At 40.7% G+C, this 26,012-nt stretch carries 29 protein-coding genes; 5 read left to right on the top strand and 24 right to left on the bottom strand.

Features of this window, described 5'->3' with window-relative positions; genetic code table 11:
* Positions 1-48: 48 nt before the first annotated feature.
* The gene (locus tag QE422_RS08170; RefSeq protein WP_307456595.1) at positions 49-960 is read left to right on the top strand and encodes an IS982 family transposase; all 912 of its coding nucleotides are present in this window, start codon (positions 49-51) and stop codon (positions 958-960) included.
* Positions 961-1,262: 302 nt separating this feature from the next.
* On the opposite strand, the gene QE422_RS08165 is transcribed toward QE422_RS08170, so the two are convergent.
* Together QE422_RS08165 and QE422_RS08160 are read right to left on the bottom strand one after the other, a co-directional pair.
* Entirely contained in the window at positions 1,263-2,375 is a 1,113-nt protein-coding gene (locus tag QE422_RS08165; RefSeq protein WP_307456592.1) for a 5-(carboxyamino)imidazole ribonucleotide synthase, read from the bottom strand.
* 235 nt (positions 2,376-2,610) lie between these two features.
* Complete coding sequence (locus QE422_RS08160) at positions 2,611-3,162, bottom strand: DUF1543 domain-containing protein (protein WP_307456591.1); 552 nt, start codon at positions 3,160-3,162, stop codon at positions 2,611-2,613.
* A gap of 84 nt (positions 3,163-3,246) precedes the next feature.
* Here QE422_RS08160 and QE422_RS08155 point away from each other — a divergent pair, with 84 nt between their 5' ends.
* Positions 3,247-4,077 carry a sulfite exporter TauE/SafE family protein gene (locus tag QE422_RS08155; RefSeq protein WP_307456588.1) on the top strand — a complete coding sequence of 277 codons (831 nt, stop codon included), beginning with the start codon at positions 3,247-3,249 and terminating at the stop codon, positions 4,075-4,077.
* A complete protein-coding gene (locus QE422_RS08150; protein WP_307456586.1) occupies positions 4,074-4,457 on the top strand; it encodes a DUF1634 domain-containing protein in 384 nt (127 codons plus the stop codon). Before QE422_RS08155 ends, QE422_RS08150 begins: the two co-directional genes overlap by 4 nt.
* On the opposite strand, the gene bla is transcribed toward QE422_RS08150, so the two are convergent.
* From bla to QE422_RS08130, 4 genes are read right to left on the bottom strand one after another with little or no spacing between them, the layout of a single operon-like run.
* Positions 4,438-5,319: a subclass B3 metallo-beta-lactamase gene (bla, locus tag QE422_RS08145; RefSeq protein WP_307456584.1), complete on the bottom strand. Its 882-nt coding sequence runs from the start codon at positions 5,317-5,319 to the stop codon at positions 4,438-4,440. The genes QE422_RS08150 and bla overlap by 20 nt on opposite strands.
* 20 nt (positions 5,320-5,339) lie before the next feature.
* The gene (locus QE422_RS08140; protein ID WP_307456583.1) at positions 5,340-5,717 is read right to left on the bottom strand and encodes a VOC family protein; all 378 of its coding nucleotides are present in this window, start codon (positions 5,715-5,717) and stop codon (positions 5,340-5,342) included.
* Between the two features lies 1 nt (position 5,718).
* Positions 5,719-6,651, bottom strand: coding sequence for a hypothetical protein (locus tag QE422_RS08135; RefSeq protein ID WP_307456581.1), 933 nt, complete (start codon positions 6,649-6,651; stop codon positions 5,719-5,721).
* Complete coding sequence (locus QE422_RS08130) at positions 6,648-7,088, bottom strand: nuclear transport factor 2 family protein (protein WP_307456580.1); 441 nt, start codon at positions 7,086-7,088, stop codon at positions 6,648-6,650. Before QE422_RS08130 ends, QE422_RS08135 begins: the two co-directional genes overlap by 4 nt.
* 133 nt (positions 7,089-7,221) lie before the next feature.
* Between QE422_RS08130 and QE422_RS08125 the strand changes: the two genes are divergently transcribed.
* On the top strand, positions 7,222-8,307 hold the full coding sequence (locus QE422_RS08125; protein ID WP_307456578.1) for an endonuclease/exonuclease/phosphatase family protein: 1,086 nt from the start codon (positions 7,222-7,224) through the stop codon (positions 8,305-8,307).
* Positions 8,308-8,556: 249 nt separating this feature from the next.
* Here QE422_RS08125 and QE422_RS08120 read toward each other — a convergent pair whose 3' ends face one another.
* The 18 genes from QE422_RS08120 to QE422_RS08035 all read right to left on the bottom strand — a co-directional run bounded on the left by QE422_RS08120 (position 8,557) and on the right by QE422_RS08035 (position 24,635).
* On the bottom strand, positions 8,557-9,615 hold the full coding sequence (locus QE422_RS08120) for a diphosphomevalonate/mevalonate 3,5-bisphosphate decarboxylase family protein (RefSeq protein ID WP_307456577.1): 1,059 nt from the start codon (positions 9,613-9,615) through the stop codon (positions 8,557-8,559).
* 26 nt (positions 9,616-9,641) lie between these two features.
* The gene (locus tag QE422_RS08115) at positions 9,642-10,064 is read right to left on the bottom strand and encodes a hypothetical protein (protein ID WP_307456575.1); all 423 of its coding nucleotides are present in this window, start codon (positions 10,062-10,064) and stop codon (positions 9,642-9,644) included.
* 3 nt (positions 10,065-10,067) lie between these two features.
* The gene (locus QE422_RS08110; protein WP_307456573.1) at positions 10,068-11,834 is read right to left on the bottom strand and encodes a long-chain fatty acid--CoA ligase; all 1,767 of its coding nucleotides are present in this window, start codon (positions 11,832-11,834) and stop codon (positions 10,068-10,070) included.
* Complete coding sequence (locus QE422_RS08105; protein WP_307456571.1) at positions 11,831-12,844, bottom strand: NAD-dependent epimerase/dehydratase family protein; 1,014 nt, start codon at positions 12,842-12,844, stop codon at positions 11,831-11,833. The genes QE422_RS08110 and QE422_RS08105 overlap by 4 nt, the downstream gene beginning before the upstream one ends.
* A 266-nt stretch (positions 12,845-13,110) precedes the next feature.
* Positions 13,111-15,246 (bottom strand): T9SS type A sorting domain-containing protein, encoded by a 2,136-nt coding sequence (locus tag QE422_RS08100; RefSeq protein WP_307456569.1) that lies wholly within the window; start codon positions 15,244-15,246, stop codon positions 13,111-13,113.
* Positions 15,224-15,388 carry a hypothetical protein gene (locus QE422_RS08095; RefSeq protein ID WP_307456567.1) on the bottom strand — a complete coding sequence of 55 codons (165 nt, stop codon included), beginning with the start codon at positions 15,386-15,388 and terminating at the stop codon, positions 15,224-15,226. The genes QE422_RS08100 and QE422_RS08095 overlap by 23 nt, the downstream gene beginning before the upstream one ends.
* Positions 15,389-15,487: 99 nt before the next feature.
* Positions 15,488-16,510, bottom strand: coding sequence for a hypothetical protein (locus tag QE422_RS08090; RefSeq protein ID WP_307456566.1), 1,023 nt, complete (start codon positions 16,508-16,510; stop codon positions 15,488-15,490).
* Positions 16,507-16,851 (bottom strand): AraC family transcriptional regulator, encoded by a 345-nt coding sequence (locus QE422_RS08085; RefSeq protein ID WP_307456564.1) that lies wholly within the window; start codon positions 16,849-16,851, stop codon positions 16,507-16,509. Before QE422_RS08085 ends, QE422_RS08090 begins: the two co-directional genes overlap by 4 nt.
* 134 nt (positions 16,852-16,985) lie before the next feature.
* A complete protein-coding gene (locus QE422_RS08080; protein WP_307456562.1) occupies positions 16,986-17,936 on the bottom strand; it encodes a hypothetical protein in 951 nt (316 codons plus the stop codon).
* Positions 17,937-18,143: 207 nt separating this feature from the next.
* Positions 18,144-19,148 (bottom strand): MvdD family ATP-grasp ribosomal peptide maturase, encoded by a 1,005-nt coding sequence (locus QE422_RS08075; protein ID WP_307456560.1) that lies wholly within the window; start codon positions 19,146-19,148, stop codon positions 18,144-18,146.
* The gene (locus tag QE422_RS08070) at positions 19,141-20,097 is read right to left on the bottom strand and encodes an MvdC/MvdD family ATP grasp protein (RefSeq protein ID WP_307456558.1); all 957 of its coding nucleotides are present in this window, start codon (positions 20,095-20,097) and stop codon (positions 19,141-19,143) included. The genes QE422_RS08075 and QE422_RS08070 overlap by 8 nt, the downstream gene beginning before the upstream one ends.
* Positions 20,098-20,174: 77 nt before the next feature.
* A complete protein-coding gene (locus QE422_RS08065; protein ID WP_307456556.1) occupies positions 20,175-20,399 on the bottom strand; it encodes a microviridin/marinostatin family tricyclic proteinase inhibitor in 225 nt (74 codons plus the stop codon).
* Between the two features lie 33 nt (positions 20,400-20,432).
* Entirely contained in the window at positions 20,433-20,675 is a 243-nt protein-coding gene (locus QE422_RS08060; RefSeq protein WP_307456554.1) for a microviridin/marinostatin family tricyclic proteinase inhibitor, read from the bottom strand.
* Positions 20,676-20,710: 35 nt separating this feature from the next.
* Positions 20,711-20,926, bottom strand: coding sequence for a microviridin/marinostatin family tricyclic proteinase inhibitor (locus QE422_RS08055; RefSeq protein ID WP_307456553.1), 216 nt, complete (start codon positions 20,924-20,926; stop codon positions 20,711-20,713).
* Positions 20,927-21,098: 172 nt separating this feature from the next.
* Positions 21,099-21,314, bottom strand: coding sequence for a microviridin/marinostatin family tricyclic proteinase inhibitor (locus QE422_RS08050; protein ID WP_307456551.1), 216 nt, complete (start codon positions 21,312-21,314; stop codon positions 21,099-21,101).
* A gap of 115 nt (positions 21,315-21,429) precedes the next feature.
* Positions 21,430-22,209, bottom strand: coding sequence for an alpha/beta fold hydrolase (locus tag QE422_RS08045; RefSeq protein ID WP_307456550.1), 780 nt, complete (start codon positions 22,207-22,209; stop codon positions 21,430-21,432).
* 247 nt (positions 22,210-22,456) lie between these two features.
* A complete protein-coding gene (locus QE422_RS08040) occupies positions 22,457-23,176 on the bottom strand; it encodes a pyridoxine 5'-phosphate synthase (protein WP_307456548.1) in 720 nt (239 codons plus the stop codon).
* 199 nt (positions 23,177-23,375) lie between these two features.
* Positions 23,376-24,635 carry a mechanosensitive ion channel family protein gene (locus QE422_RS08035; RefSeq protein WP_307456547.1) on the bottom strand — a complete coding sequence of 420 codons (1,260 nt, stop codon included), beginning with the start codon at positions 24,633-24,635 and terminating at the stop codon, positions 23,376-23,378.
* A gap of 166 nt (positions 24,636-24,801) precedes the next feature.
* On the opposite strand from QE422_RS08035, the gene QE422_RS08030 reads away from it, so the two are divergent.
* Complete coding sequence (locus QE422_RS08030; RefSeq protein WP_307456546.1) at positions 24,802-25,983, top strand: carboxypeptidase-like regulatory domain-containing protein; 1,182 nt, start codon at positions 24,802-24,804, stop codon at positions 25,981-25,983.
* Positions 25,984-26,012: the final 29 nt, after the last annotated feature.

Raw genomic sequence — 26,012 nt, 5'->3', positions numbered from 1 at the left:
GTATATTTAAGGTATTGAAATTCAAATATTTAAACTAAATAATCCGCTATGATTTCTAATGATAAAATTACGAATATTTATTATATTGTTGATGAGTTTTTTAAAGAATTCGATAAGGTTTTACAGCAATATGCTTTAGAGGACCCTAAAATCAGAATCAGAAAACGAAAATTTGCTATGTCCCAGAGTGAAGTGATGACCATTATGATCCTGTTTCATTATGGGGCTTTCAGAAATTTCAAACATTTTTACCAGGGCTATATCCAAAGATATATGAAAAAAGAATTCCCGGTAACGGTTTCTTATAACCGGTTTGTCGAGCTTCAGAAAAAAGTGAATATCCCAATGGCGGTTTTTGTGAAGATGATGTGCCTGGGAAAATGTACCGGCATTTCCTTTATAGATTCCACGCCTTTAAGAGCCTGTCATATCAAAAGGGAAAAGCAGCACAAAACCTTGAAAGGCATTGCTCAGAAGGGACAATGTTCTTTAGGATGGTTCTATGGGTTCAAGCTTCATCTGATTATTAATGACAAAGGTGAGCTCCTGGATTTTATCCTCACCGCAGGCAATGTAGATGACAGGGAACCGCTAAAGAGCATGGATCTGCATAAAAGAATCTTTGGGAAACTTTTTGGAGACAAAGGCTATATCGGAAAAGATCTTTTTGAACAGCTCTTTATCGACGGAGTTCATCTGGTAACCAAAATAAAGAAAAACATGAAAAATTCCCTAATGCTTTTACAGGACAAAATCATGCTCAGAAAAAGGGCTTTGATTGAATCTGTAAACGATGAACTTAAGAATATCTGTCAGATAGAACATACCAGGCACAGAAGTTTTGAGAACTTTATCCTCAATATCTTATCAGCTCTGGCTGCTTATTCTTTCTTCGATAAAAAACCTTCCATTAATACCAAGTGTGATATCATTCATGAAAGCAGAATCACAGCAGCTTAGATCGAACTCACGTTAATTATAAAATCCAGATCAAATATGATAATTATGATACCTATAAAAATCCTTATGCCAATGTAAATGTCCCTTTTGAGGATATTTTCTATTTAAGGCTCTCCAAAAATAATTATAGAAAATACAGTAAAATGACCTACTTAGATGGCTATCCGACTTCAACCTATGAAACCAGTGAAATAAGCGGTTACGAATATAATGAAAACGGATATCCGAGGTTTGCGGAATATCAATGTAACTAAACAGAAAGACTGCCTTTTCGGCAGTCTTTTTTATTATAATAAGTTCAATTATTGTGCAATTACCCTCACCATTCCTTTCACCATCACCAGCTTTTCCATCAGCTCTTCCCGGGATTCTGCAAGGACGTTAATGTGGCCCATTTTTCTTCCCGGCTTGGTTTCCGTTTTTCCGTACAGGTGAATGTATGTTTCCGGCAGTTTTAATACGTCTTCCATTCCTTCATAGATTACTTTTCCGGAATAGCCTTCCGCTCCTACCAGGTTCAGCATGCCGCTGTAAATAATCGCATCCGTATCCGCCAATGGCAGATTTTTTACGACGCGGTACATCTGCTCAAACTGGGAGTTTGCATTTCCTTCCTGGCTTTGGTGCCCGGAATTGTGAAGTCTCGGTGCTGTTTCGTTTACCCATACTTTTCCTTCTTTATCAAGGAACAGCTCAATGGCGAAGAGTCCCGGTGACTGGATGGCATTTAAGAACTTTTCGGTAATGGCATCGATCTGTGCTTCGATTTCTTCCGAAAGGAGAACCGGACAGATATTGAAATCCAAAAGGTTCAGCTTCGGATCGGCTACCATTTCCGTTACCGGGAATGTTTTGGTTTCACCATTCTCATTTCTGGCCACGATCACAGAGAGTTCTTTATCGATATCCACCAGTTTCTCAATAACCGAATCTTCCACCCATAGGTTTTTCATGTCTTCAGCCGTGCGGATTACCTGCACGCCTTTTCCGTCATATCCTCCCGTGTTCATTTTCTGTACAAAAGGCAATGGCATCTTGATCTCATCAGAACTTCCGTCCATTACTTCAAATTCAGGACTCGGGATGTCGTGGGCTTTATAAAACTGCTTCTGAAGGATTTTCTGCTGAATGGTTTTAATGATATTGGAATTCGGCACCACCTTTACGCCCTGACTTTCCAGTTCGGCCAGCGCATCAGCATTCACGTGTTCGATTTCAATGGTTACTACTTCTTTATCTTTTCCGAAAGCAAGAACGGTTTCGTAATCGTTGAAGCTGCCCTGGGTAAAATAAGAAATATTATGGCAGGGTGCATCGGAAGCCGGGTCCAGGGTATAAAATTCATCGTCGTATTTCAATGCTTCCTGAATCAGCATTCTTCCCAGCTGTCCGCCTCCTAAAATTCCAATTTTCATTTTTTACTTATATTTATTTCTGTTAGATTTAAATTTCAAATATTCCGTTATCTATTGCTTTCTGAATACAGATTTCACAGCGATTTTTCCCAGTACTTCCTGCTTTAAGCATATCACTTAAAAAAGTGCACTATGTTTTAATTTACAAAAAATCACTAACTCTTAAAACGCTTATTAAATTAATTGTTTACAATTTAATCGGTTCAAAATAGCAAGTGATGTCTATTCTTATTATTTACTGAACTTTATCAATTTTTAAATATCCCAGGCTTACAAAGTTCTCCTGATTTTCCGCCTCGGATTTTACCAAAGAGATTGCATATTTCTTTTTCATATCGGTAGGCAGGATTTCCTTTACCGGGAAAATATCATCGATATCCACCCCCAGTTTTTCATCGATATGGCTGGTGGCTCCTTTGAAGCCCATGGTTTTATAAAACTCCGTAGACTTTGCTCTTTTTACGGCATCACTCATGGAATTTCCCACCACAAGATGCTGCTCGTGGAATTCCTCAAAATAGCCTCTTTTATATCCTCCAAGATTGATGAAATACAGCTGTTCTTCGGAAGTCTGTTCTCCCCGTTCCACAATCTGTACTTCGTACCCGTCCACAAACTTCACTTCCTGATAGCAATCGATATGGATCTTTCCTTTCGCTTCCTTCCAGAATGCCTTCATATCTTCTACCAGATCTTTCAGGCTTTCCGCAATCCCAAAGAATACATCGTGCTGCTCTATATTTCTACCGGGCGGTGTGGCTCCCAGGATGACATAAAATAGTTTCATATAATTTTTGTTTATGCAAAAATACATCAAATTTATCTTTTTTAAACGTTTGGCAGACTGTTACAATAGTTTTATATTTGTAGCATGTCAGAAATCATCATTCTCTTCCTTGGAGCAATTTCGGCAGGACTTCTTGGGTCGCTGACCGGTTTAGGAGGAGGCGTTATCATTATTCCTTTATTGACGCTGGGGTTCGGTGTTCCTATGCATTATGCCATCGGTGCTTCTTTAATTTCCGTGATCGGAACTTCTTCCGGCGCGGCCGTTGCCTTTGTAAAAGAAGGCTTCACAAATATGCGGATCGGGATGTTCCTGGAGATCGCTACCACGGCAGGAGCCATCGTCGGAGCTTTGGTTTCCGGAATGCTTAATCCGAATACCATCGGAATTATCTTTGCCAGTATTCTTCTTCTGACCGTTATTTTAAATTTAAAAGGAAAACCGGATCATCAGGAACCTGTGGTACAGGGAAGCCTGGAGCAGAAACTGAAATTATACGGTACTTTTCCCGATAAAGGTATTTTGAAAAGCTATTCTGCAAGAAATACCGTTCCGGGATTTTTTATGATGATGTTTGCCGGTGCCATGTCCGGATTGCTGGGAATCGGTTCCGGTGCCCTTAAAGTTCTGGCCATGGATAATATGATGAGGCTGCCCTTCAAGGTTTCTACAACAACCAGTAATTTCATGATCGGCGTAACAGCCGTAGCAAGCTCGCTGATCTATTTCCAGCGGGGTGAAATTATCCCGGTAATCGTTGCTCCTGTTTTGGTAGGAGTCGTGGTAGGAAGTTTCATCGGTTCCAAAACCCTGATGGTTTCCAAAACCAAAAAACTGAAAACCTTTTTCGCAATTGTGATTACAATTCTTTCAGTATATATGATGTATAACGGAATAAGAAGCAATTTCTCATGAGAAAGAATTTCACGGACACGGATCTTAACCGTTCGGTAGGCAATCTTCTTCGTTTAGGTGTCATCTTATCGGTCACCACCTCACTGGTAGGTTTTGTAAAGCTCTTTACGGAAGGCTTTCAGATGCCTAAAAAATATAAGCTTCTCGATATGGGTGGCTCTTCGGAAAAAGTATGGAGCCATTTCTGGAATACACTCTGCAAAGGTGAAGGCATGGCCATCATCCAGCTGGGCATTCTCCTGCTGATTTTCACTCCGTTGATGAGGATTATTTTCGCTTTAATCGGTTACTTAAAAGAAAAGGATTACGTTTATGTGGTGATTTCCTCGATCGTGCTGGCTATTATGGCAATCAGTTTCTTTACCGGGTATGCTCATTAATAGGATCCTCTGACTTTTTTTCAAGATATTCTTTTTCGAGTTCATCCAGTTCATTAAAGTATTCTTTTTTATCCATAAAAACTTTCGGATTATACGGATCTGTCGGCTTATGCTTTTCGTGAAGGCTGAACTGACCGGCGTGGGCAGCTACCCAAACATCAAAATCCAGCTTTTTCATTTCCCTGAGTGTGTAAGCGTAATCTTTGGCGATACCAGGATATGCGGAGACATCCGAGAATTTATGATCGATAATGATGCTGGGCATATTGGCAATAAGAACCTTATAGCTTCTGCTTTTATCTTTCGTTTCAAGCAGGTAGCTGCATGAGCCTTTCGTATGGCCGGGATGGTGCAGCATGATCAGCTTGGTGCTGCCGAGTGTTACGGCCTGCCTGTCTTTTAAAATAACATCGGGAGTAACGGGCTTAAAGGTGACCCCATACTTTCCCATTTCGTAATCCGATTTCCCTCCGCTTTTTAATACTTCTGCGTCTGCCCCGTCCGCATACAATTTTGCGCCGGTTTCCTTTTTAATGTCCGCCATTGCACCCAAATGATCGTAGTGTGCCTGATTAAGCAAAAGGATTTTAATATCGCTATATTTAAAGCCAAGTTTTTTAATATTGTTTTTAATAATCGGAAGTGAATCGGCAAGACCGGTATTGATCAGGATGTTTCCTTTGTTCGTTACGATAAGATACGAAGCAAGGTCGTAAGTCCCGACATAATACAGGTTTCCGGCAATCCTGAACGGCTCATACGCCTGTGACCATTCTTTCGGATGATTTTTCGGTTCATGAACATCCTGGGCATTCAGCTGGCTCATCAGGGCGAGAGCAAATAATACTGCATATTTTTTCATTCTTGAAACTGCTTTATTTTTTATATTTCATAAAATTCTAACGGAAGATTGTCGGGATCCTGTGTAAAGAAAAATGCTTTCCCTGTAAATTCGTCGATCCTGATGTCTTCACAGGCTAATCCCTTCTGCATTAATTCTTCTCTTTTTTCCTGAACGCTTTCTACTGAGAACGCAAGATGCCTCAATCCGCAGGCTTCCGGCCGGGAAGGTCGCGGTGGCGGATCGGGAAAGGAAAAGAGTTCGATGACGTAATGATCTCCGATGGCCAGATCAAGCTTATACGATTTTCTTTCCTCCCGATATACTTCACGGATAATATTAAGTCCTATAATTTCGGTATAAAAATTTTTTGAGACTTCATAGTCTGAACAGATAATGGCGATATGATGGATTTTCATGCTAAAAATTTTTGAATTTACTGATGATAATGTCCTGATAAATTTTCCTGAGCTCTTTTCCTGCCTTATCATGATCCAGGTTCTTATCAATTTCCACTTCGCGGATGACAACGGTGCTGAATTTTTTCGAGTTTATTTCCCTGTAAGAAGGCTCAATAGACAACCTGAGGTTCTTTACTGTCCTGTCTCCTATTTTTAATTCCGGGATTTTATAATCTGAGCTTTCATATATTTTTCTCAGGATAAGCAAACGGAGCTCATCATTATCTATGGTGAAGATAGCACCTCCGTTTTTAAGAGCATTCTGATCAAACTTTCCCATTCTTGATGTCTCAAAACGAAGGGATTCTATAACCTCTGCCGTATCCTTTACCCAGGCTACGTGATGAACATCCATTTCTCTGAGAAGATCGGTTTTTGTTTTCTTGATTTCAATACTGGCACCCTTGAAAACCAAAGTGCCTTTTTCAGAAATATAAAAATAAGAGTAAGGCGGCGAAGTAGACATCAGTACAAATACTGTAGGAATCAGAACTGCGAAAACATTAACTTTAAGAAAGTTGATTTTCTTCAGATAAAAGCTGTTTTTAATCAGAAAATAGGGAATCGGCAATAGCAGCAATACCCACAGATCCGTGTAATCTACCACCCGGTGAATGGAAATCGGGGAAACCCGGTTATAAAGAGTAATAAGGCTTCCTGAAAACGGCGATTTCCAGAAAATAAAAAATGCTCCTGCTACAAACACAGCATTCTCCCTGAACTTCGGAAACAGGTAAGCCAAAAGCATCGGGAATAAGACAATCCCTGCCATATCCGACAATTTCCCTGTTGCTCCGTTATGATACATTGTTTTAAATAGATGATCATTCAGAAACAAAAGCGTAAGGCAGCCTACAAAAACAGGGTTTAAAATCAGATTTTTATCTCTCATTTATTAATCACTTTACAATTCTCTTTTCTCCTTGTATCAATCAGATACTGTATTTTCCACTCCCCGCTCTGCTTTACCAGCTGAAAACTGTTGGCTCCACAATGGGAGAATTTACCCTTAAAATAGAATGTGTAGGACGTAAAAACACTGGCCAGGTTTCCGTCCTTATGAACCGCTTCGATAGTAATTCTTTCGTCCAGCGCATCTTTCTCCATTTTTGAAACAGAAGTTATAAAATCATTAATATTTTCAGTTTTTACGCCTTCTTTGGTAATGGTCTGAAGAATGACAGCATCAGAAAATGCAGATTTCAACAGTCCGGCATCGGCATTTTTCATTCCTAAAAACAGGTTGCGGATCGGTTTTTCGATTTCCCTATTCTGCTGGCCAAAGCAAAAGTTTCCGAGCAGCAAGATAAGAGCGCATGTTCTCTTCATGAGGTTATTGATTTTATGACCGGATAAAAATAGTGATTAATCCGGATTCTTTTATTTAATTACTGAATTTTACCTACCCAGGCGTTTGAAAACTTAGAAATTTGAATTAAATTTATCCGTTTATTAAAAAGATATGTGGATACTGTATTTGAGTCTGACCGTTTTATTGCTAATTCTTACTTTATTGCCCAAAATCCAGCACGCACACTGGGTTTTCCGCACCCCTGAATTTGGCAAAATCCAGATTACATTTTTTACGGTTTTCACCATTATCCTGGGTTTCCTGATTCCCCGTTCCGAGTATTTATGGTACTGCCAGGGCCTTTTGGTACTTATTTTTATCCATCACAGCGTTATTTTAATAAAATATACTCCACTCTATCCCGTTAAAAAATTTACTCAGAAATATCAGTCTTCCGACAAACTGCATTTTATTTCCGCCAATGTTTACCAGTTTAATACAGAATACGACCGTTTTATCCAGCTTATCAAAAGATACCAGCCGGAAATATTTCTCACTATGGAAAGCAACGGCGACTGGGAAAAAGCTTTGCGCAAACTGGAAAATGAATATCCTTATCAGCATAAAGTAACTCTGGAAAATACATACGGTATGCATTTCTATTCGAAAATCAAAATAGAAGAATCCCGGACGCATTTTTTCGTGGCCGATGATATTCCGAGTATTGAAGCCCATCTGAAAACCGAAGACGGATTTTCATTTGTGTTCTTCGGCGTTCATCCGCCGCCGCCAAGCCCGACAGAAGAAGAAACTTCTAAAGAAAGAGACGGCGACCTGCTAAGCACTGCAAAGAGAGTGATCGAAATCGAGAAGCCGGTGATTGTTGTCGGTGATTTCAACAATGTGGCCTGGTCAAAATCTTCCATACTGTTCAGGAAAACAAGTCATCTTATCGATCCGCGAATCGGGCGCTCCTTTGTATCTACCTTCCATGCAAAATACAAACTGCTACGGTTTCCGATCGACCTGATGTTCCACAGCGAGGAAATTTTTATTGATGACCTAAAAACCCTGGAGAATTTCGGCTCGGACCATCTTCCAGTATTCTGCGAGTTTTTCATTGACCATGAACAGGAAAAGAAACAGGAAGAGAAAATCGATTACGCCACCGAAGAAGAAAAAGCCGAAGCCGAAGAAATGATTGAAGAGGGTAAAAAGGAGGACGGAGAAAGGGATGCTGTGGTAACGGAAGATTAAGCTATTCACTATTAGTCATCAGAAAACAGATTCCTTGCCCTCTATGTCTTTCCGGAGGAATCTAAACATGGTATTAGAGAACTAAGGAAAGATTTGTGTCTAATTCCTATGGAAATGGTGATTCGGCATATTCAAGCTCTTACACATTTTATACGCGAAAAGAACCATGCTGGTAACTCTGGGGAAGTCAGCAAAAAAGTCTTCTCAATTTGAGAAGGCTATATTTACTGATCGTATTTCCCTGAAAATCTAAAATTTCATTTCATCCTTTACCACACCATTATTCTGGGTGTGCTGTAACAATTCGGTTTCTATAAAAGATTGGATGGCCTTTTCGGAGCCGTTGTTCGGGAATAAAAGGTGAACATTGGCGCCTGCATCCAGCGTAAAGAATAAAGGGAGTCCTGTCTCTTTTCTGAAATCCCATATCTTATTGATAACGGCGAGTGTGCCTGTTTTCATGAGAATAAAGGCCGGATCGCTCATCATCATCATGGCATGAAGGGTTAATGCCTCATGTTCCACCAGCTTAATAAACCGTTCCATATCTCCTGCTGCCAGAATTTCCTTCATCGGACCGAAATTTTCACGGGCTTCCTGGAACCTCCGGTCTGCATACGGATTGGTATTCATCAGACCGTGCCCAACCGTCGAAGAGACACTTTTCTGCCCTTCATGAATTAACAAAACCCAATCATTAAAATTTTTAAAAACCTCATGGATTTCTTCGTTGGGATATTGAACGGCAAATAGATCCGAGCTGCCTTTCACCTGCGATTCTCCCCAAACCACCAGCCCGTTATATAAGCTTCTGCAGGCGCTTCCGCTTCCCAATCTCGCCAGAAAAGAAGCCTTTCTTAACGATTCTTCGTCTGAGATTTTCCCTGAAAACGATTCATCCAGATTCATCAAACATTTGGCAATCGCTCCAAAACCGGAAGCTGAACTGGCTATTCCTGAGCTGTGAGGAAAGGTATTTTCTGTTTTGATGAGGTATTTCCCCTGTAAAATCCAAGGCAGATACTGTTCAATGTTCCTGAAATATTTTTCGATTTTCTCGGCAAATTTCACTTCTTCATTTCCAGCTAAAAAAGTCTGGACGGAAAAGGACTCATTGGCTGTAAACTCCATTGTTGTATTGGTTTTACAATGGTTTAAGGTGAAGCTGATGCTTGGGTTTGCCGGGATCTGGTTATCATATTTTCCCCAATATTTAATCAGGGCGATATTTGACGGGCAGCTTTCAGAAGCCGTCCGGTTATGTATTGTAAATTCTTTTTTTCCTAAAAATTCCTGTGTTGTTGTCATAATTTAGTTTAGTGATAAACTTTATTTTAATCTTTGTTTGTAAGATACTTGATAACTTCTGAATCTTCTATTACTATATGATCTGTAATATGAAATACATCGGTTACCCATGGATGCTGCAAAGCCTCTTCTCTACTTAATATTTTTCCCAGAATTTCAGATTGCCATGGAGATTCTTCACCATCTATAATACTTACATTGAAATTGCCATTATTAAACCATAATCTAAACAAAAATGATACTCTGCATTTAGGAATTTCGTCTGTTCCCCATTCTCCTAAAGAAATCAGTCCCAAAACATGTTTATCATTGTGCTTTTTGGTAAAATGAATATAATAAATTGCAAATGCTTCATCATTTTCATATACGAACCGGGTAAGTTTTACGGTTGTATTTCCACAACATTCACAAACTTCATAATGCGGATTTTCAAATTCTATTTCAACCATAGTTTAATACATCCCTTCAATCAGATCCGCATATTTCTTCAGCACGACGTTTCTTTTCACTTTCAAGGTAGGCGTAATTTCTCCCGTATTGATGTCGAATTCCGAAGGCATCAAAGTAAACCGTTTTACCTTTTCGTAGTCGGACAGATCGGTTTGCAATTCTTTAATTTTCGCTTTGTAAAAGTCGTTTACCTTTTCATTCTTTACGATTTCTTCCCAACTGGTAAACGGAATATTATTCTTCTTCAGATAGTCCCTTAAAAATTCGAAATTGGGAACAATAAGGGCAGAAACAAACTGTCTTCCTTCCGCGATCAGAACAATCTGCTGGATGAAATTATTATTGGTTAAAAGGTTCTCGACCGGTTGTGGTGCAATGTATTTTCCGTTGGAGGTTTTCATCAGGTCTTTCAGGCGGTCGGTGATGGTAAGGTTTCCCTGGTCATCGATTTTCCCGGCATCTCCTGTTTTAAACCAGCCGTCCTCGGTAAAGACTTTCTGTGTTTCATCCGGCCTGTTGTAATAGCCTTTCATGATGCCGTTTCCGCGTGCCTGAATTTCGTCATTTTCACCGATTCTGAGTTCTACACCAGGCAGTGCTTTCCCACTGGTTCCGTGTTCAAAATGCGTTAGTGGAAATAACGTCAGCGTAGCTGTGGTTTCGGTCAGCCCATACCCTACCGTTACATGAATTCCCACCGATTCGAAAAATTTCGTGACTTCCGGCGATAACGAAGCTCCGCCACAAGGCAAAAACCAGAGCCTGCCGCCCATCTTATTTTTGATCTTACTAAAAACCAATGAGTCTGCAATAAATTCTTTTATCTTTAAGCCTGCTGGTACCGGCTTTTCATTTCTTCTCAATTCTGCTGCCTGCCAGCCTGTTTTTACGGCCCAGTCGAAGATTTTTTTCTTGAATTCCGAACCTTCTTCCGACTTCTCCAGGACTCCCGCATAAACTTTCTGGAAAAATCTCGGAACAGCACACATCATGGTAGGCTTTACTTCTTCCAGAGCTTTTGAGATATTCTTCGGATCTTCCAGGAAATACACCCTTGCCCCGCCGTACAGACAAAGCAAGCTCCAGCTTCTTTCAAAAACGTGCGTTAAAGGTAAAAATGCCAGCGAAAGCTCTTCTTCAAAATTTTTAAATTTAAAAAACTCAAAATGCGCATCGAGTGCTTTAATGAAATTTCCGTGCGTAAGCATTACCCCTTTCGGTGTTCCTGTGGTGCCTGAAGTATAAATGATGGTGGCTACGTCTTCGTATTCTTTTTTACAGCATTCAAGTTCAGGTGAAGCTTTGGCAATAAAGTCCTCCAGATAGAAACTGCTGAATTCTTTTTTGATCCACACGGCTTTTTTAGAAACAATGATTGTTTCAAGGCTGTTTTCTTTCTGAAGAATCTGCAGGGCAGCATCATACTGGGCCTGATCTCCTACAAGAATAATTTTAGCTCCGGAATCATTAACGATATATTCTGCCTGTTCGGCATTATTGGTAGCATAAATAGGAACACTAATGGCTCCTATCGCCATAGCGGCCAGATCGAAAATCATCCATTCGGAAGAGTTGTCGGCATAGATGGCTACTTTATCATTTTCTCCGACACCTGCATTTTTCAGGGCATTGGCTGTTTTAAAAATAATTTCACCGAACTTTTTCCAGCTCAGTTCTTTCCATCCTGCATCTTTCTTTTTAAACCCGATCGCTGCTTTCAGAGGATGTTTTTCTGTATTTTTTAGGATAATGGCCTCTGCAAGATTCATGGCTTCATCTTTTTATCGTTCATATAATTTTTCAAATGAAAATCAATGCTTTCCGAAACGGGAATAAACTGATAATCAAGTTTTTCTTTTATTTTTTTGTTGGATATCGTATGAAGGGTGGTGATGGCTTCAATGTTGGACTTGGTAATCAGCCTGAGCTTGGGGATCAGCCATCCGAAAAGGGTATTGGCCCATCTTCCGGCATTAAGCTGAAACTCGGACAATACTTTGGCCTCCTTCAGCCCTAATTTTGACCTGATCTGCCGGGCCAGTTCGGTATATCTTTTCCCTTCAGCCACAACCATGAAGCGTTCGCCGAAAGCATTTTTCTCCATGAGTTCCACAGAAATCCTGGCGACATCCCGTACATCCACATAGTTTGAGCCGCCTGAAAAGGTAAACCCGTTTTTTTCAAAGGTCGGAAAGATATCGCCACTGCTGTTTCCCCAGTTTCCGCTGCCGATAATCATGCCGGGATTGATGATGATGACATTCAGGCCTTCCGCAGAGGCTCTCCACGCCTCCATTTCAGACAGATGCTTGGATAATGCATACGCAGAATGTTCAAGCTTGGGGTTGAAGCTGGAATCTTCGTCCATTTCCCCCAGATCATTTACCGTATCCAGTACGGCGATCGAACTTACATGCAGAAATTTTTTCACCCCCGAACCTTCGCAGGCATACAGCAGGTTTTCGGTACCTTTGATATTGGTATGGTACATCTCTTTTTCATCGTTGGGATGAAAGCTTACTTTGGCCGCACAATGATAAACTTCTTCCACTCCGTCCAAAGCTGCCTGTAAAGAATATATGTCATCAAAATCCACGTCCACCCATTCGATCCTGCTGAAAAACCCATCTGGATCTTCCGTATAAAATGAATAGGAATGCTTTACTTCGTTTAAATTGCTTGTCGGCCTTTTTGCAGCACGAACGTTTTTTCCCTTTTTCAGAAGTTCCAAAACGACTATCCTGCCTAAAATCCCGGTTGCTCCCGTTACAAAAACCATCAGTTATTTTTACTTGGTTGCTGACTAAATTATGATAATATTCTACGTTTTGCAAATTTGCGATTTTTAAAGGAGAATTCGGTTTAAAATGGTGAAAAGCATGAAAATTTAGATTTGGAAGATATTGAATGACCTGGACTCAAAGGTACAAACCAGGTTTAAAGGTTGGAAAAGGAAAGCTGGATGCTGGAAGTTTTCAGTGGTATTATTATTAAATAAAAAGCCGCCTGAATATGATCCAGACGGCCTTTCCCAATATAATTTACTTATTTTTTAATGAGCTTTACAGACTGACGCGTTCCGTCTTTCATCAGCATCTGTACGATATATATTCCGGATATCAGATGGCTAAGGGTAAGCTTCTGCTCAGCTTTCACATTTTGCATCACTAATTTTCCGGAAGCATCGAAAATATTCAGTGAACCAATCAATTCAGGCCTGTCGATCGTTACGGCATCGGAAAAAGGATTCGGATAAATTTTTACCGTATTTTTTGTGCCTGCTTCCGATGTTGAAAGAGTGGAATCCACGCTTACCGTAACCGGGCTTCTGGCCGACTCGCATTTATTTCCTACTTTCCAGTCATAAAAATAGTAGTAAAGACCGGTATTAGGGGTATTTGTAGGAGCAGCGGCTGTAGTGGAGTATTTGATGTCTATTAAATTCTGAACACTGTTAGGGTATCCGAAATAGCCGGCAGTCGAATTCGATTCATATAACAATCCATCGATACCGGTATAGCCTCGGGGACGTAATTTGTAATTGGTTCCCGGGAAAATCGGGAAATCGAGACTGATGACCTGCGCTACGGGTGCAGATACCGGAGCACCTGTTACATTTACCGTTTTTGTATTTACGATTACACCGTTGGAATTGATCACGTCAATAGTTAAAGTTCCTGAAGCACTGGTCGTACTCAGAGGATAAACGGTTACACTCTCCAATACCAGATAGCTCAGAGCATCGAAAACCAACCCGAAATTAGTGGTTCCAAAACCGGTAAAAGCACCTCCGTTGGTGTAGATCGGTCTTCCTGTAGGGATTCCCGAAGTTCCTGTGAATGTGCTCACATAATAATTGGTTGTGGCCGTCAGTGCAGGGGTTGTAAAAGGATTTCCCGTAAACATCAGGTTGCCCCCGTTCGGTGCATCATACCAGCTGTAATTGGCAGATGATGACGGATCAGCGGTAAGAATGGCCTGGTGGTTCGGATAAATCGTTGCTCCACTGACAGAAGGAGCAGCGGGAGGATTGCTGCATTTGGTAGTGAATATCGTGGGATCAAGTGACCATAAACTCACATTTCCGCTGCCGCAGTTTGAGCGCACCCAAGCATAGTAAGTCGTTAACGGATTGAGATTGTTTATCTGATAGGAAGTCCCCGGAACATTCGAAATGGTAGGAACCGTCGAAGATGTTGGCGCTGTAGAACTGGTACTGTAATAAATATCGTATCCTCCCGGCGATGACGCAGAGGCGTTCCACGATAAATTTGCAGAAACCGATGTAAGATTGTTTACAGAGATACCGGTTGGGATGTAGCAGCTTGGCGGCGTCCAGGTGTAGACAAGATCTGCCGGTGGCATTCCCGGTACCGTACCCACGGTATTAAAAGCCTGTGCTGAACTGTTGGCAGTTCCGGCTCCTGAAGCTGTAAATACTGTAGTCGTCGGATTCAGACGGTTGTTGAATTCAGCGTTAGAAGCTCCTCTAATTCCTATTTCTGCAGTACCGTTTACCGTCGTGCTACCGGCCAGATACGATCCCTGGTCATAGGCCATCTGAATAATATTGGAGGTTTCCTTTAATCTGATCTGGAAAGAAAATGAATAAACAATGGTGCTTACTGTTGAAGCATTAGGCCTGAAATTCGTCCACTGGATAACAAATTCCCTGTTAGGCGCGTTTCCGGTGACCCCGTATGAAATTTTCCCTGTTTTTCCGTTTATATTATAAAAACTGGAAATATCCCTGCCCCATGCAGATACCGCACCCTGATAAGCGGTATTCCCTGAAATCGGATTGGTATAAAAGGCAGATGGTGCCACCGAACCAAAAGTGATAAACCCGTTGGAAGAAACATTAAGAGAAGTATAAGAAGTTCCGTTAAAGCTGAAAGCAAAAGGCAGAGCAACGGAAGAGACCACACTGTTGAGGTTCAACGTGGCGGTATTATCTGTTGCGGCAGTCAATACCGTTTCGTTAGCAACTGGCGTATAAACAGATGTGGATTGTGAAAAGGTGTAGGCTATAATCTGTGCCTTACAGTTTTGATTCGCCGATACTAAAAAGGCAGCCAAGACCGTCAGAAATGTAACGAAAGAAGTCCTGGTTTTTTTTCCGGGATTTCTTTCAATGGTATTCATTTGTAACGGTTGGTTAAAGGGATAGACTTTCTTCATTTTCGTAGATGTTTAGTTGTACGAAAATAACGGTCCATTTTATAAAAATCAAGGAAAGCTGTACCGGTTTTACAGAATATTCATGATTCCGGCAGGTAAATAAATTATCTAACCAATTGAATTTCAGAAGGTAGTATTTCATAGACCTCCTTTTTTAAGCTCTTACACTTTTTGCTCAGATTAATGGTTTTTTTCATCAGAAATAAGACAATTGGCAGGGTAAGCAGCAGCAAAGCACCTGTTAATAAAAAGTACTTCGGTCGATTTCTTTCTTCTTTATAGCATACGCTTCACCTTCCTGTTGAATGAGTTTATTGACGAGTTCCGCTGCAATCTGATTGTATTTGCTGGCACGGCTGATGTACAGATTCTGATAGTAATCGTGCTTTGCAACATCGTTCTTTTTTAGAAAATTATCTGCTAACAGCTTGTAAATATCATTTTCAATCTCTTTTTTTACCTGAATATTTTTCTGATCATTTAATATTCCGAAAAGAATGGCATTGGAACGGTCAGGATCATTCTGCACAGCATACATCTTGGCTTCCGCAAGTGCAGAAGTTGTTTCCATCCTTTCTACGAACAATGGCGGATACCTGTTCGGAGAAGATTGAGGATCTACTCTGGCCAATGCAAAGTTCTGTTTTGCCAGGTCGAAACGTTTCTGATCGATCAGTGCCCATCCTTTGTTGGTGTACGCAAACGTAAGATTAATCTTTGCAACAGGCTCTTTGGATAGGAGGTACTGATGAATGGCTTTGTCAAAATAAGAAAGGGCAATATTTCCGTCCATGCTGCTGAAATAGTTCATGGCTTTCAGGTAGAATATATTACCCCGTATAATGTTCATCGAATCGGGAACGGCGGGGGAAGACAGCAACTGTTCAGCCTGATCCAGATTCGTACGTAATTTTTCGTTCAGCTGTATCGACTGATATGTATTCCCCAACAACGTCAGTGCTTTGATTTTTGTAATGACGTCACCCTCTTCTGTCGCACTTTCCAGCGTCAGATTGCCATATTTTATGACATCCAGCGGATTTCCCAGGATATTGGAAGTATTGGTAAGAACAAACAGGCTGCGGACTTTATTATTATGGGCTAAAGAATGTTCCTTTAATAAATTATGGGCAAGGTCAAACGATTTTTTAGGATCCGAAAGCATTAATTTTTCAGCTTGTGCCACTGTCTTATCTTCTTCAGGATGATCTGTCCTGCAGGAAAAGCATGAAAACATCAATATAATAAAAATCAGTACTTTCATTCTTCTTTATGATTTAACAATTGGATATAATGAGCCGGAGACAGACCATTGACGGCCTTAAATGCCGCTGCAAAAGCACTGTGCGTCGAAAAGCCGCTTTCTTCGGCAAGGTATTTTATTTGGTAATTTCTGTAGACGGTATTTTCTTTTAGCTTATCGGTAATATAATTGATCCTCAACTCGTTGATGTACGTATTGAAGTTCTTCTGCTTGTGCTTGTTGATGATTTCCGATAAATATTTGGTATTGGTATCCAGCTTTTTAGCAAGGTTCTGAAGGGAAATATCGGGACGTATATAATCAGTAGTCTTTTCAAAATCCTGCAGCCTCTGCAAGAGCATGGTCTCCGTTTTCTCAGAGATGGCCTGGGTCTGAACTGTTTTTTTATCCTGGTTAAATCTGAGCTTGATCCGGAACTCTTCATATTCGCTGATCTGATTCCTTATTTGAAGAAGCCTTACCGAGATAAAGATAATCAGCAGTACCGCAATGCCAAAAAAGAGAACAAAATATACCGCCTGATGGTTATCGCAGAATCCAGCTCATGCCTGTAATTTTCTTCCAGGATGCCAAACCATTTGTTTTTGGCTGAAAAAGCGCCCCTGTCAATGGTATTAAACAAAGCTTCCTTTTTCTGAACCGCCTCTTTATAATCCAAATGCTGACCGGTTTTCGAATAATAAGTGACCAAAAGATCATAATAGCGGTATTTCAGGTAAAGGTTCGTGCTTTGTTCAAGGTTTTCTCTGGGCAGTTCTGCTATCAATACATCAGCCTCTCCGGCCCTGTTGTTTTCAAGCAAATATTTGATATACAGAATTTTAAAAGCCGGATCGTTTTTATAAAGAATTCGGGTTTGGTTCAGAAAATCCTGATACCTGTGGCCGGGATCATGCTGCGCGAGATATTCTGAAAGGGTAAGCATATTCTCCCGCTGTATTTCCAGATGATGGGCGCTGGCCTCTTTCAGTAACGCCGACAATTCCGCAGGAGCAACAGGCCTTCCTGTGCCGGATAAACGGGTTAGCAGCTGTCCTGCTTTTTCGGAAAACCGGTAATCGTTATTCACCGTGATATCCTTCGGAACGAAAGTATCTTTGATATTGAATGAATACAGAATGTTTCTTCGTAAAATCATCAGGTCAGGAGAAAGATGCTCATTTTCTTTTGAGATAATTTTTAAAGCTTCCGTAAGATTATTCTGGTAATAAAGCGATTTTGCCCTTAAATACATCAGCCGGCCCGATTCTTCATCATCAGGCGGAAAGTTTTTTTCAATGTAATCCAATACTTCCATCGACCGTTCCGGGGACAGTACGATCTCACTCTCTGCTTTTCTGAAAAGCTGATTCTTTTCCGGGTTTCCGGTCCCCGCCAGGACAAGAGAATAGATAACCGTAAAAACAAGAGAAAAAAATTTCAGCACTTACCACATTTTAGAGGATAAAATTAAGTTTATTTTTAGATTATCCTATACAGGCAGGGGGAAAATTAAGAGAAATGATTGAATTTTTTGAGAAATAATATGAATAACCCCAATAATAGTAAATATCTTTTAGAAAATAAAATTTAGGGCTTTAAATAAACCTTCAGGATTTTAAAAATCCTGAAGGTCTAATGGTATACTATCGATTTATACTAAAACCATATTGTTTCTTCTCGGAGCTTTATCGCAAAGTACATCGGCAATACTTTTGGAAATCAGGTTGCCTTCCGTAAGGTTGTCCAGCCAGAAAAATTCACCGGCTGCATTGATTTCGATGAAATAATAATCGTCTTCCGGCGAAACGATCATGTCAATCGCTCCGTAATCCACGTGGTAAACATCCAGAAGTTCCAGTAATTTCGCTTCGATATCCGTGGGAAGTTCGGTAGGAATCCATTTATCGATCAGGTTAACCCCGTCTTTTCTCCAGTCGATCTTTGCGCGTTCCGACTGCTGCGAATCGATCTCAAAAGCATAAACATCCCGTCCGACAATAGTCACGCGAAGCTCTTTTTTCTTTTCAATTTTTTTCTGGAACTGCATCGGGCAGTACAGCAGCGTGTCCAGTTCCTCTAGCTTTTCCTCGTTGATGACATTGGTAAAAACCACACTTTCTACCCCATCTTCATAAATCGCAAATCCGGTCTGCATTTTGGCAACTACGTTCTGGTGCTTCAGCACAAACTGTTTAGCCTCTTCGGGATTATTGGTGATGCAGGTTTCCGGAATCTTAAGTCCGATTTTATCTGCAATTTTCAGCTGTTCTTCTTTGCTGTCGAGCCTACGGTATACGCTCGGTTTACCTAATGAATACACCTCCGCAGATTCGAAAAACCCGAACAGCGTGTTGCGGATTTCGCCCAGCGCAGCTCCCAGGAATTTTCCGTCGAGCTCTTCTTTCAGGCCGTTTCCGATATTGTAAGCTCTTCGGTACCAGATGGCTGAAATATCGTCAAGACGGTACTTTTTCTCCGGTGTTTCGAGAACAGTGATCCACTTCCCGTCTTCAAAACGGGTGGAAAGCTTATTTTTCAACGGATAAAGGTCTACGTCGAAACGAATGACTTCGCATCCGTTCTTATCGATATATTCCGTTACTTTTTCAATGGAGAAATTATCTCCGGTATGGGTAATGATTAAAATTTTATTCATTGGTTTTCATTCTTTTGATAAGGTTGTCGGCTATTCTTTCCGCAATCGGGAAACCCAGCTCTTTTTGCAGCATGCCCCATTCTCCCTGCGGATTGACTTCCAGAAAGTAGTAATTTCCGTCCTTGCTTCTGATCATATCAATCGCTCCGATGTACAGTCCCATTTCTTTCATCATCGATGTGAGGTTGGCTTTAATCTCTTCTGACAGATAATATTCGGACCAGAAATAATTTCCCTGTGCAATCCTCCAGTCTGCATTTTCGCTGTTGTTGATTTTTCCGGTAAAAAATTCTCCGTCGAGATAGACGATCCTGAGCTCATATTCTTTTTCGATATAAGGCTGGAAGATCATCGGGCAGTAGACAATATCTTCCATATTTTCCAGGGAATCATCGTCAATAATATGCGTCGAAAGCAGGTTTTCCCCACCCATCGATTTTGAAATCACCCCGTGAAGTTTGGCGATCATTTTCCCATGACAGCTTTCGTAGAAAAATCCGGTTATCTTTTCAGGATCATTGGAAAAAATGGTTTTCGGAATAACTAAATGATTCTTCTTAGCCAGTTTGAGCTGGTGGATTTTATTGCCGTCTATCTTGTTCTCATTCTGGAGCGGATTGATCCAGGGTACATCTTCCAGCAAAGTAAAAAGATTGTAATGAAGGCTTGCATATTCTTTCAGAAAAATTCGGGCATAGCTTTCATCCAGTTCTTCCGGAATGGTGATTCCCCAGGATTTCCGATGCCATACCGCTTTTATTGTCCTGGAATCAAGCGTGTTCCCGGATTCATCCGTTAATTCAAAAAAACCGTCCTGAAGACTGATTTTCTGGAGATGGTTCAAACGGTCGGAATTCAGCCTGAAATACGGAATATCTTTGGTCTGTAAATAATCAAAAAAGAGATCAATATTGTAAAAATCCTGAGAGTGGGTGATGCAGAGAATCATGGAGCCGTTTTATTAAAAAAGGAAACTTAGAATGTAAGTTTCCCCTGATATAATTTGTAATGTGTACTGAAAATTGATTAGACAGTAGGAACATCGTCATCACCGTCCGAAGGATATTTCATGGTCTGAACCATATCCAGCGTCGGCTTGGTAGGCTGATCGGTAATCTTGTTTGTAGTGATTACCCCGTCCTGAAGAGGAGAAGAAACATCTGTTCCCCCTTTGATTTTTTCAGGATCCTGAATCTGTTTTTCTAAAAACGATGCGAAAAAAGGCTTCTTTTTTGAATTCTTGTTTTTCATATGATTTAATTTTGATTGTATTCTTGTTTGTTATTAAGGTGCCGGAGTATGTGGATCATCTCCAGGGGGTACCGGGTCGTATCCGCCGTCATCGCTGTCAGAAGGATATTTTAAAGTGATCGGACCATCAATGGTAGGAGAAGTCACGGCATCTCTTTCCGGAATGGTTACGATATCGGCTTTGGGATTGGTGGCGCCGCCCTGAATTCCTTCAGGATGCTCGATCTGCTTTTCTAAAAATGAAGCAAAAAAGGGTTTTTTGTCTTTCTTTTTCATAATGTTTGTAATTTGAATTGGTTGTCTGGTCTAGTTTATAACTCGTTACCGCCTTCATCGCTGTCGGACGGATACTTCATGCTTACGGTATCCTCTCCCGGCTTCGTAAGACTGTCTGTCGTTGGTGCCGTAACATTGTCTTTCAGTACTCCGGTAGAAGTTTCCGACCCTCCTTTTACTTTGTGAGGCTCCTGGATCTGCTTCTCCAAAAAAGAAGCGAAGAACGGCTTTTTAGGATTTTTATTTTTCATAATGTAATGATCGTTAATTGAAAGCTGTGGTAATCCGCAACCCATACAAAAACTCAATTTTAAGGCTAGAATGCACGAAAAGTCTAAGTAGCTTTATTTAAACTGAAAAAGACATTCCGTGGATGCAGGAATAAAAGAGTTGTTGATGAAAAACTGCGGGAATTACTGATGATTAATCCAGATCCTCAGCGGCATCACTGTCGGACGGAAACCTCATCGTTACGGCATCATAATTAGGAGCCGTTAAATTATCCTTAAGAACTGAGGTGATGTTATCTTCTGCCGGTGAAGTAACAACGCCGGATCCTCCTTTAATTTTTTCAGGATCCTGGATTTGCTTTTCGAGAAAAGAAGCAAAAAAAGGCTTTTTGGATTTCTTATTTTCCATAGCATTAATATTTAGTGATTTAGGAGTCACTAAAGTATTAAAAAAATTCACACTAAGAAGAATAAATGTATGTTTTAAGAAAATTTTAACAATTCAAAATCAGACCATTTGTATATTATGGGATAGGTAAAAATTCTTTGACCACCTTTGCAAAATCAACAGGATTTTCTGCCTGTACCCAGTGTCCGGCATTTTTTATGGTTACGAATTCCGCTTTAGGGAACTGCTGCTTAATGGCAAATTGGTCCTGCGGAAGAATGTAGTTTGATTTTTCCCCGGCGATAAATAAAGTCGGCCCTGGAAAAACCCCGTACTTTATAGCATTCGACACAAACTGATTGTACTTTTCCGACAATGTTTTCAGGTTAAACCTCCAGTTCAGTTTTTTGTTTTCGTCCCAATACAGGTTTTTGGTTAAAAACTGAATGGTCGATCTTTCCGGAATATACTGGCTTAAAACCGCTTCTACCTCACTTCTGGAATTTACCGTATTAAAATCCACCGTTTCCAATGCTTTTATAATTCCCTGATGATGCGGCGGGTAGGCTTTCGGCGAAATATCGACCACAATCAACCGCTCTACTTTTTCAGGATATTTTATCGCAAACTGCATTACGGCTTTTCCACCTAACGAATGTCCCAGAATATGCGCTTTTTCAATTCCGTAATGATCCATATACCGAAGAATATCGTCTGCCAGATCATCGTGAGACATATCTTCCGAATGAAAGCTTCTTCCATGATTGCGGAGATCGATCAGATGTGTCGGCATCAGTTCCCCGAAATCTTTTCCGAAGGTTCCCCAGTTATCAAGCATTCCGAACAGGCCGTGGAATACCAATAGCGGTGTTGAAGAAAGGTTTTCACCGAATATTTTTGAATTTAGGATTTGCATAGGTTTGTTTTTTGGATGGATGATGGATGCGGGAAGCCGGAAGTTTTCGGAGATGAAAATTGCAGCTGTTGGCATTTTTAAATTGTTCTGAATGTTTTTGGCTGGATGATGGGTGCGGAAAGCTGGGTGTTCACAAAGGTGAAGTATTTTAAAACTTGTCTTTTATTTTTTGATCACACCGATAATCATAACGGATATCATTCAAATTTTGTACTTTAATAACTTCCAGCTCCAGCACCCAGCTACTCTACCACTTTGCCAGCCTTTTCAGATAAGCCTGAACGGTGTTCTCCAATCCCATATACAGCGCTTCGGAGATCAAAGCATGGCCGATGGAAACCTCAAGAAGGTTCGGGATCTGGTCGGCAAAGTATTTTAAATTGTCTAAGCTTAAATCGTGTCCTGCATTGATGCCCAGTCCAAAATCGGCTGCAAGCACTGCCGTATCGTAATAAGGCTTTATTGCCGCTTCTTTATTCTGTACATAATTTTTTGCATAGGCTTCCGTATACAGTTCAATACGGTCTGTCCCGGTTTTGGCAGCATATTCTACCATTTCGGGATTCGGGTCAAGAAAAATAGAAGTACGGATCCCTGCATTTTTGAATTCAGCAATAATTTCAGTAAGAAAATCCAGGTGCTTTTTCGTATCCCAGCCGGCATTGGAAGTGATGGCATCATCAGCATCGGGAACCAGCGTTACCTGCTCGGGCTTTACCTCCAGGACCATATCGATAAAAGGCCTGTGCGGATTTCCTTCAATATTAAATTCTGTCGTAACCAGCGGCTTCAGGTCGTAAACATCTTTTCTGGTAATATGCCTTTCGTCTGGTCTCGGGTGAATGGTAATCCCCTGTCCACCGAATTCCTGGATCTTCACGGCAGCTTCCGCTACGCTTGGTGTTTCACCGCCTCTTGCATTTCGTAAGGTGGCAATTTTATTGATGTTTACACTTAGTTTTGTCATCTTCTAATGATAAATTTTAAATATAACCTGACGGACAATACATGAAATAATACCATCAGTTCTGTTGATAATTATACAGCTGCAAAGCTATTGATAAAATACAGATTCCAAAAATGAAAATCAGGTTTTCGCTCCTGAGATTTCGCATAAATTCAATGAAGCACTTTTTACATAGAGGGCAGCAATTAGAATGATCACCTTACACTTTTACCTGCATGATTTCAAGGTCGAAAGCTTTTGAAGCGACCAGCAAATGATCGAAAATATCTGCCTGGATCTGTTCAAATTGTACCCATTCTGTATCATTGGTGAATGAATAAATCTCCAACGGAAGTCCCTGCGGTGTAATATTGAGCTGACGCACCATAATCGGGCCTTCCTTATCCAGTTCAGGGATCCGTTCGATATATTTTTGGGCATAGATCCTGAACACTCCGATATTGGTAAGCTGTCTCCCGTTGATAATCTCTTCTTTATGCGCCATGTTTTCTTTTTCTTTTTTTAGATTGATGGCACTCTCTTCAAGATATTCCGAAATAAGGTTGATGCTTTTCAGGCGTTGGATGTCTTCATCTGTTAGAAACTTAAAGGAATTGATATTGAAATAAATTGATTTTTTAATTCTTCTTGTATTTTTTTCCGAAATCACCTGGAGGTTTTTGATCTCCGTGGTCAAAAGGTCATAGGTTGGAATTGTGGAAAAGGTTTTATCGAAATTATTGATCCTGGTCGTCAACAGGTTTATTTCGGCAATATTTCCTTCCACATTATATTTGGGAATGCTTACCCAGTCCCCTACTTTCAGGTTTTTGGAAGTGGCCACGTGAAGGCCTGTGACGAACCCAAGGATCGTATCTCTAAAAACCAATACCAGCACCGCAGTTATCGCCCCGAGACTTCCGACAATAGTGGTTCCTTTAATCCCGAAGACCACGCATATCCCAACCACTGAAAAGATAAAGATCCCCAAAATCTTCATGGTCTCGGAAATGGCATTCAGCGCCATGATCTTATAGTAATCCTGTTTGATCACAAAATAATTCCTGAAAGCCGTTAATCCCCGGTACAGCATACCGGCAAAGATCATCACAATTCCCAGATTGACGGATCTTACAATAAACTTTGTTGTTTTGGTAAGCGCTCCCGCAAAGATCGACTCATGTATTCCACCAATGATCAAAAGTGCGATCAGATGAGCAAGGGAATTGGTAATTCTCGAAGCATATACCGAATTTACGATCGGGTATTTTTCCTGATTGCGGAAAATGCTGAAAATACTGTTGATAATGATCTTCAGAATAAAATCGATCACAAAAAAAACAGCGCAAAGCAAAGCGAGCTTCACGATTATATGGAATACCCATTCCAGCCCGGTCGGCGAAATTTTGCTTATGTAAATATACAGAGGCTCACTGAGTTCCTGTATTAAATCTTTGGTTTCTTCTAACTGGTCTTTCATCAAAACAAATTTAATAAAATTAGATTCACCGGAAACCTCCTGAAAACAGGATTTTTTACCATAATCTATCTTAAAAAATTACGAATTATTTAAAATTATTTTCAAATCATAGAATATTTAACAATAAAATACCTAAATTGGTATTCTAATTAAAAAACTAAACCTTATGAAAAAGTTTAATCTTCTATTCATTTTCATTATTCTTTTATCATTGGGCGCCTGCCGCTCTGAATCTGAAACTCCTGCAGAAATTACCGTTGATAATACTGTAAAAACAGGGAAAGTCAGCGGAAAAGTCATGTCGCAAAACGGGGTGAAGCCCATCGGTGGTGCTTCGGTCTTTACATTTGATGAAAAATACAAGATCTATTACACCACGTCTGACGCTGACGGTAATTTTACGCTTGAAGCGCCTGTGGGAAACCATACTTTTTATATTCAGACGGGGAACGGCAGCAATTTCCGGACAGAAATTTCGGCTACGGTGAAATACGATGAGACCCTGAGCCTGGATGCGGGACAGACCAAGCTGAACCAGGTAGCAAAGATTGCTTACGTAAAAGGAAACTACGATAAAATCGAGGACATTATCCAGAGTTTAGGATATACCGCTACGGAAATTACCAATACCGATCTTGCGAATTTAACGGCCATAGCCCAGTATGATATTATATTCCTGAACTGCGGTTCGAGAAATAATTATTCTTCCAACCCAACCCTTTATGCTGCAGCCGAAGCCAATCTGGCGATTTTTGTGGCTAACGGCGGAAGTATTTATGCTTCAGACTGGGATGTTTCTTACCTGGTAGGCGGAACAAGCAATACCTCAGCCTGTTCTCCGGCCGGAGGATTTGTTCCCGATTCGAAATTATGCTCCAAAAATATTGGAAATGCAGGCAATGTAGGCGCTACCGTAACCAACACCGGCCTTACGACTGCTTTAGGCTTCAACAGTCTGAATATCAATTATGATTTGGGTACATGGCAGAAAATCATCAATTACGATCCGGCTTACTGGGAAGTTCTGGTGAAAGAAACCTCTACCAATGATGCACTGATGATCCGGACCAACCATTTTTCGGCAACCGGACTTCCGACGACACCGATCGGTAATGCACCAACGACAACATTTACCACAGTCTGCATTACCCTTCCAGGGAATATCCAGATCAGCATTTCCGTTCCTCAGGTTCTGGTACCGTACCTTGTGGCATTGGGAGCAACGGTTGGACCTTGTTCAGGATCGGCTAACAGCGGTTATATTTATTACACCACATTCCACAACCATGCAAGTGGAAACATTGGAAATTCGGGAGTAATCTTACAATATGTTATTCTAAACCTATAACAAAATTCAACTTAGACAAAAAGCGGCTT

This window comes from Chryseobacterium sp. SORGH_AS_0447 (genome assembly GCF_030818695.1).
Taxonomy (GTDB): Bacteria; Bacteroidota; Bacteroidia; order Flavobacteriales; family Weeksellaceae; genus Chryseobacterium.
The sequence above is the reverse complement of the archived record's forward strand: the minus strand, read 5'-3'. Positions and strand labels throughout refer to the sequence as shown.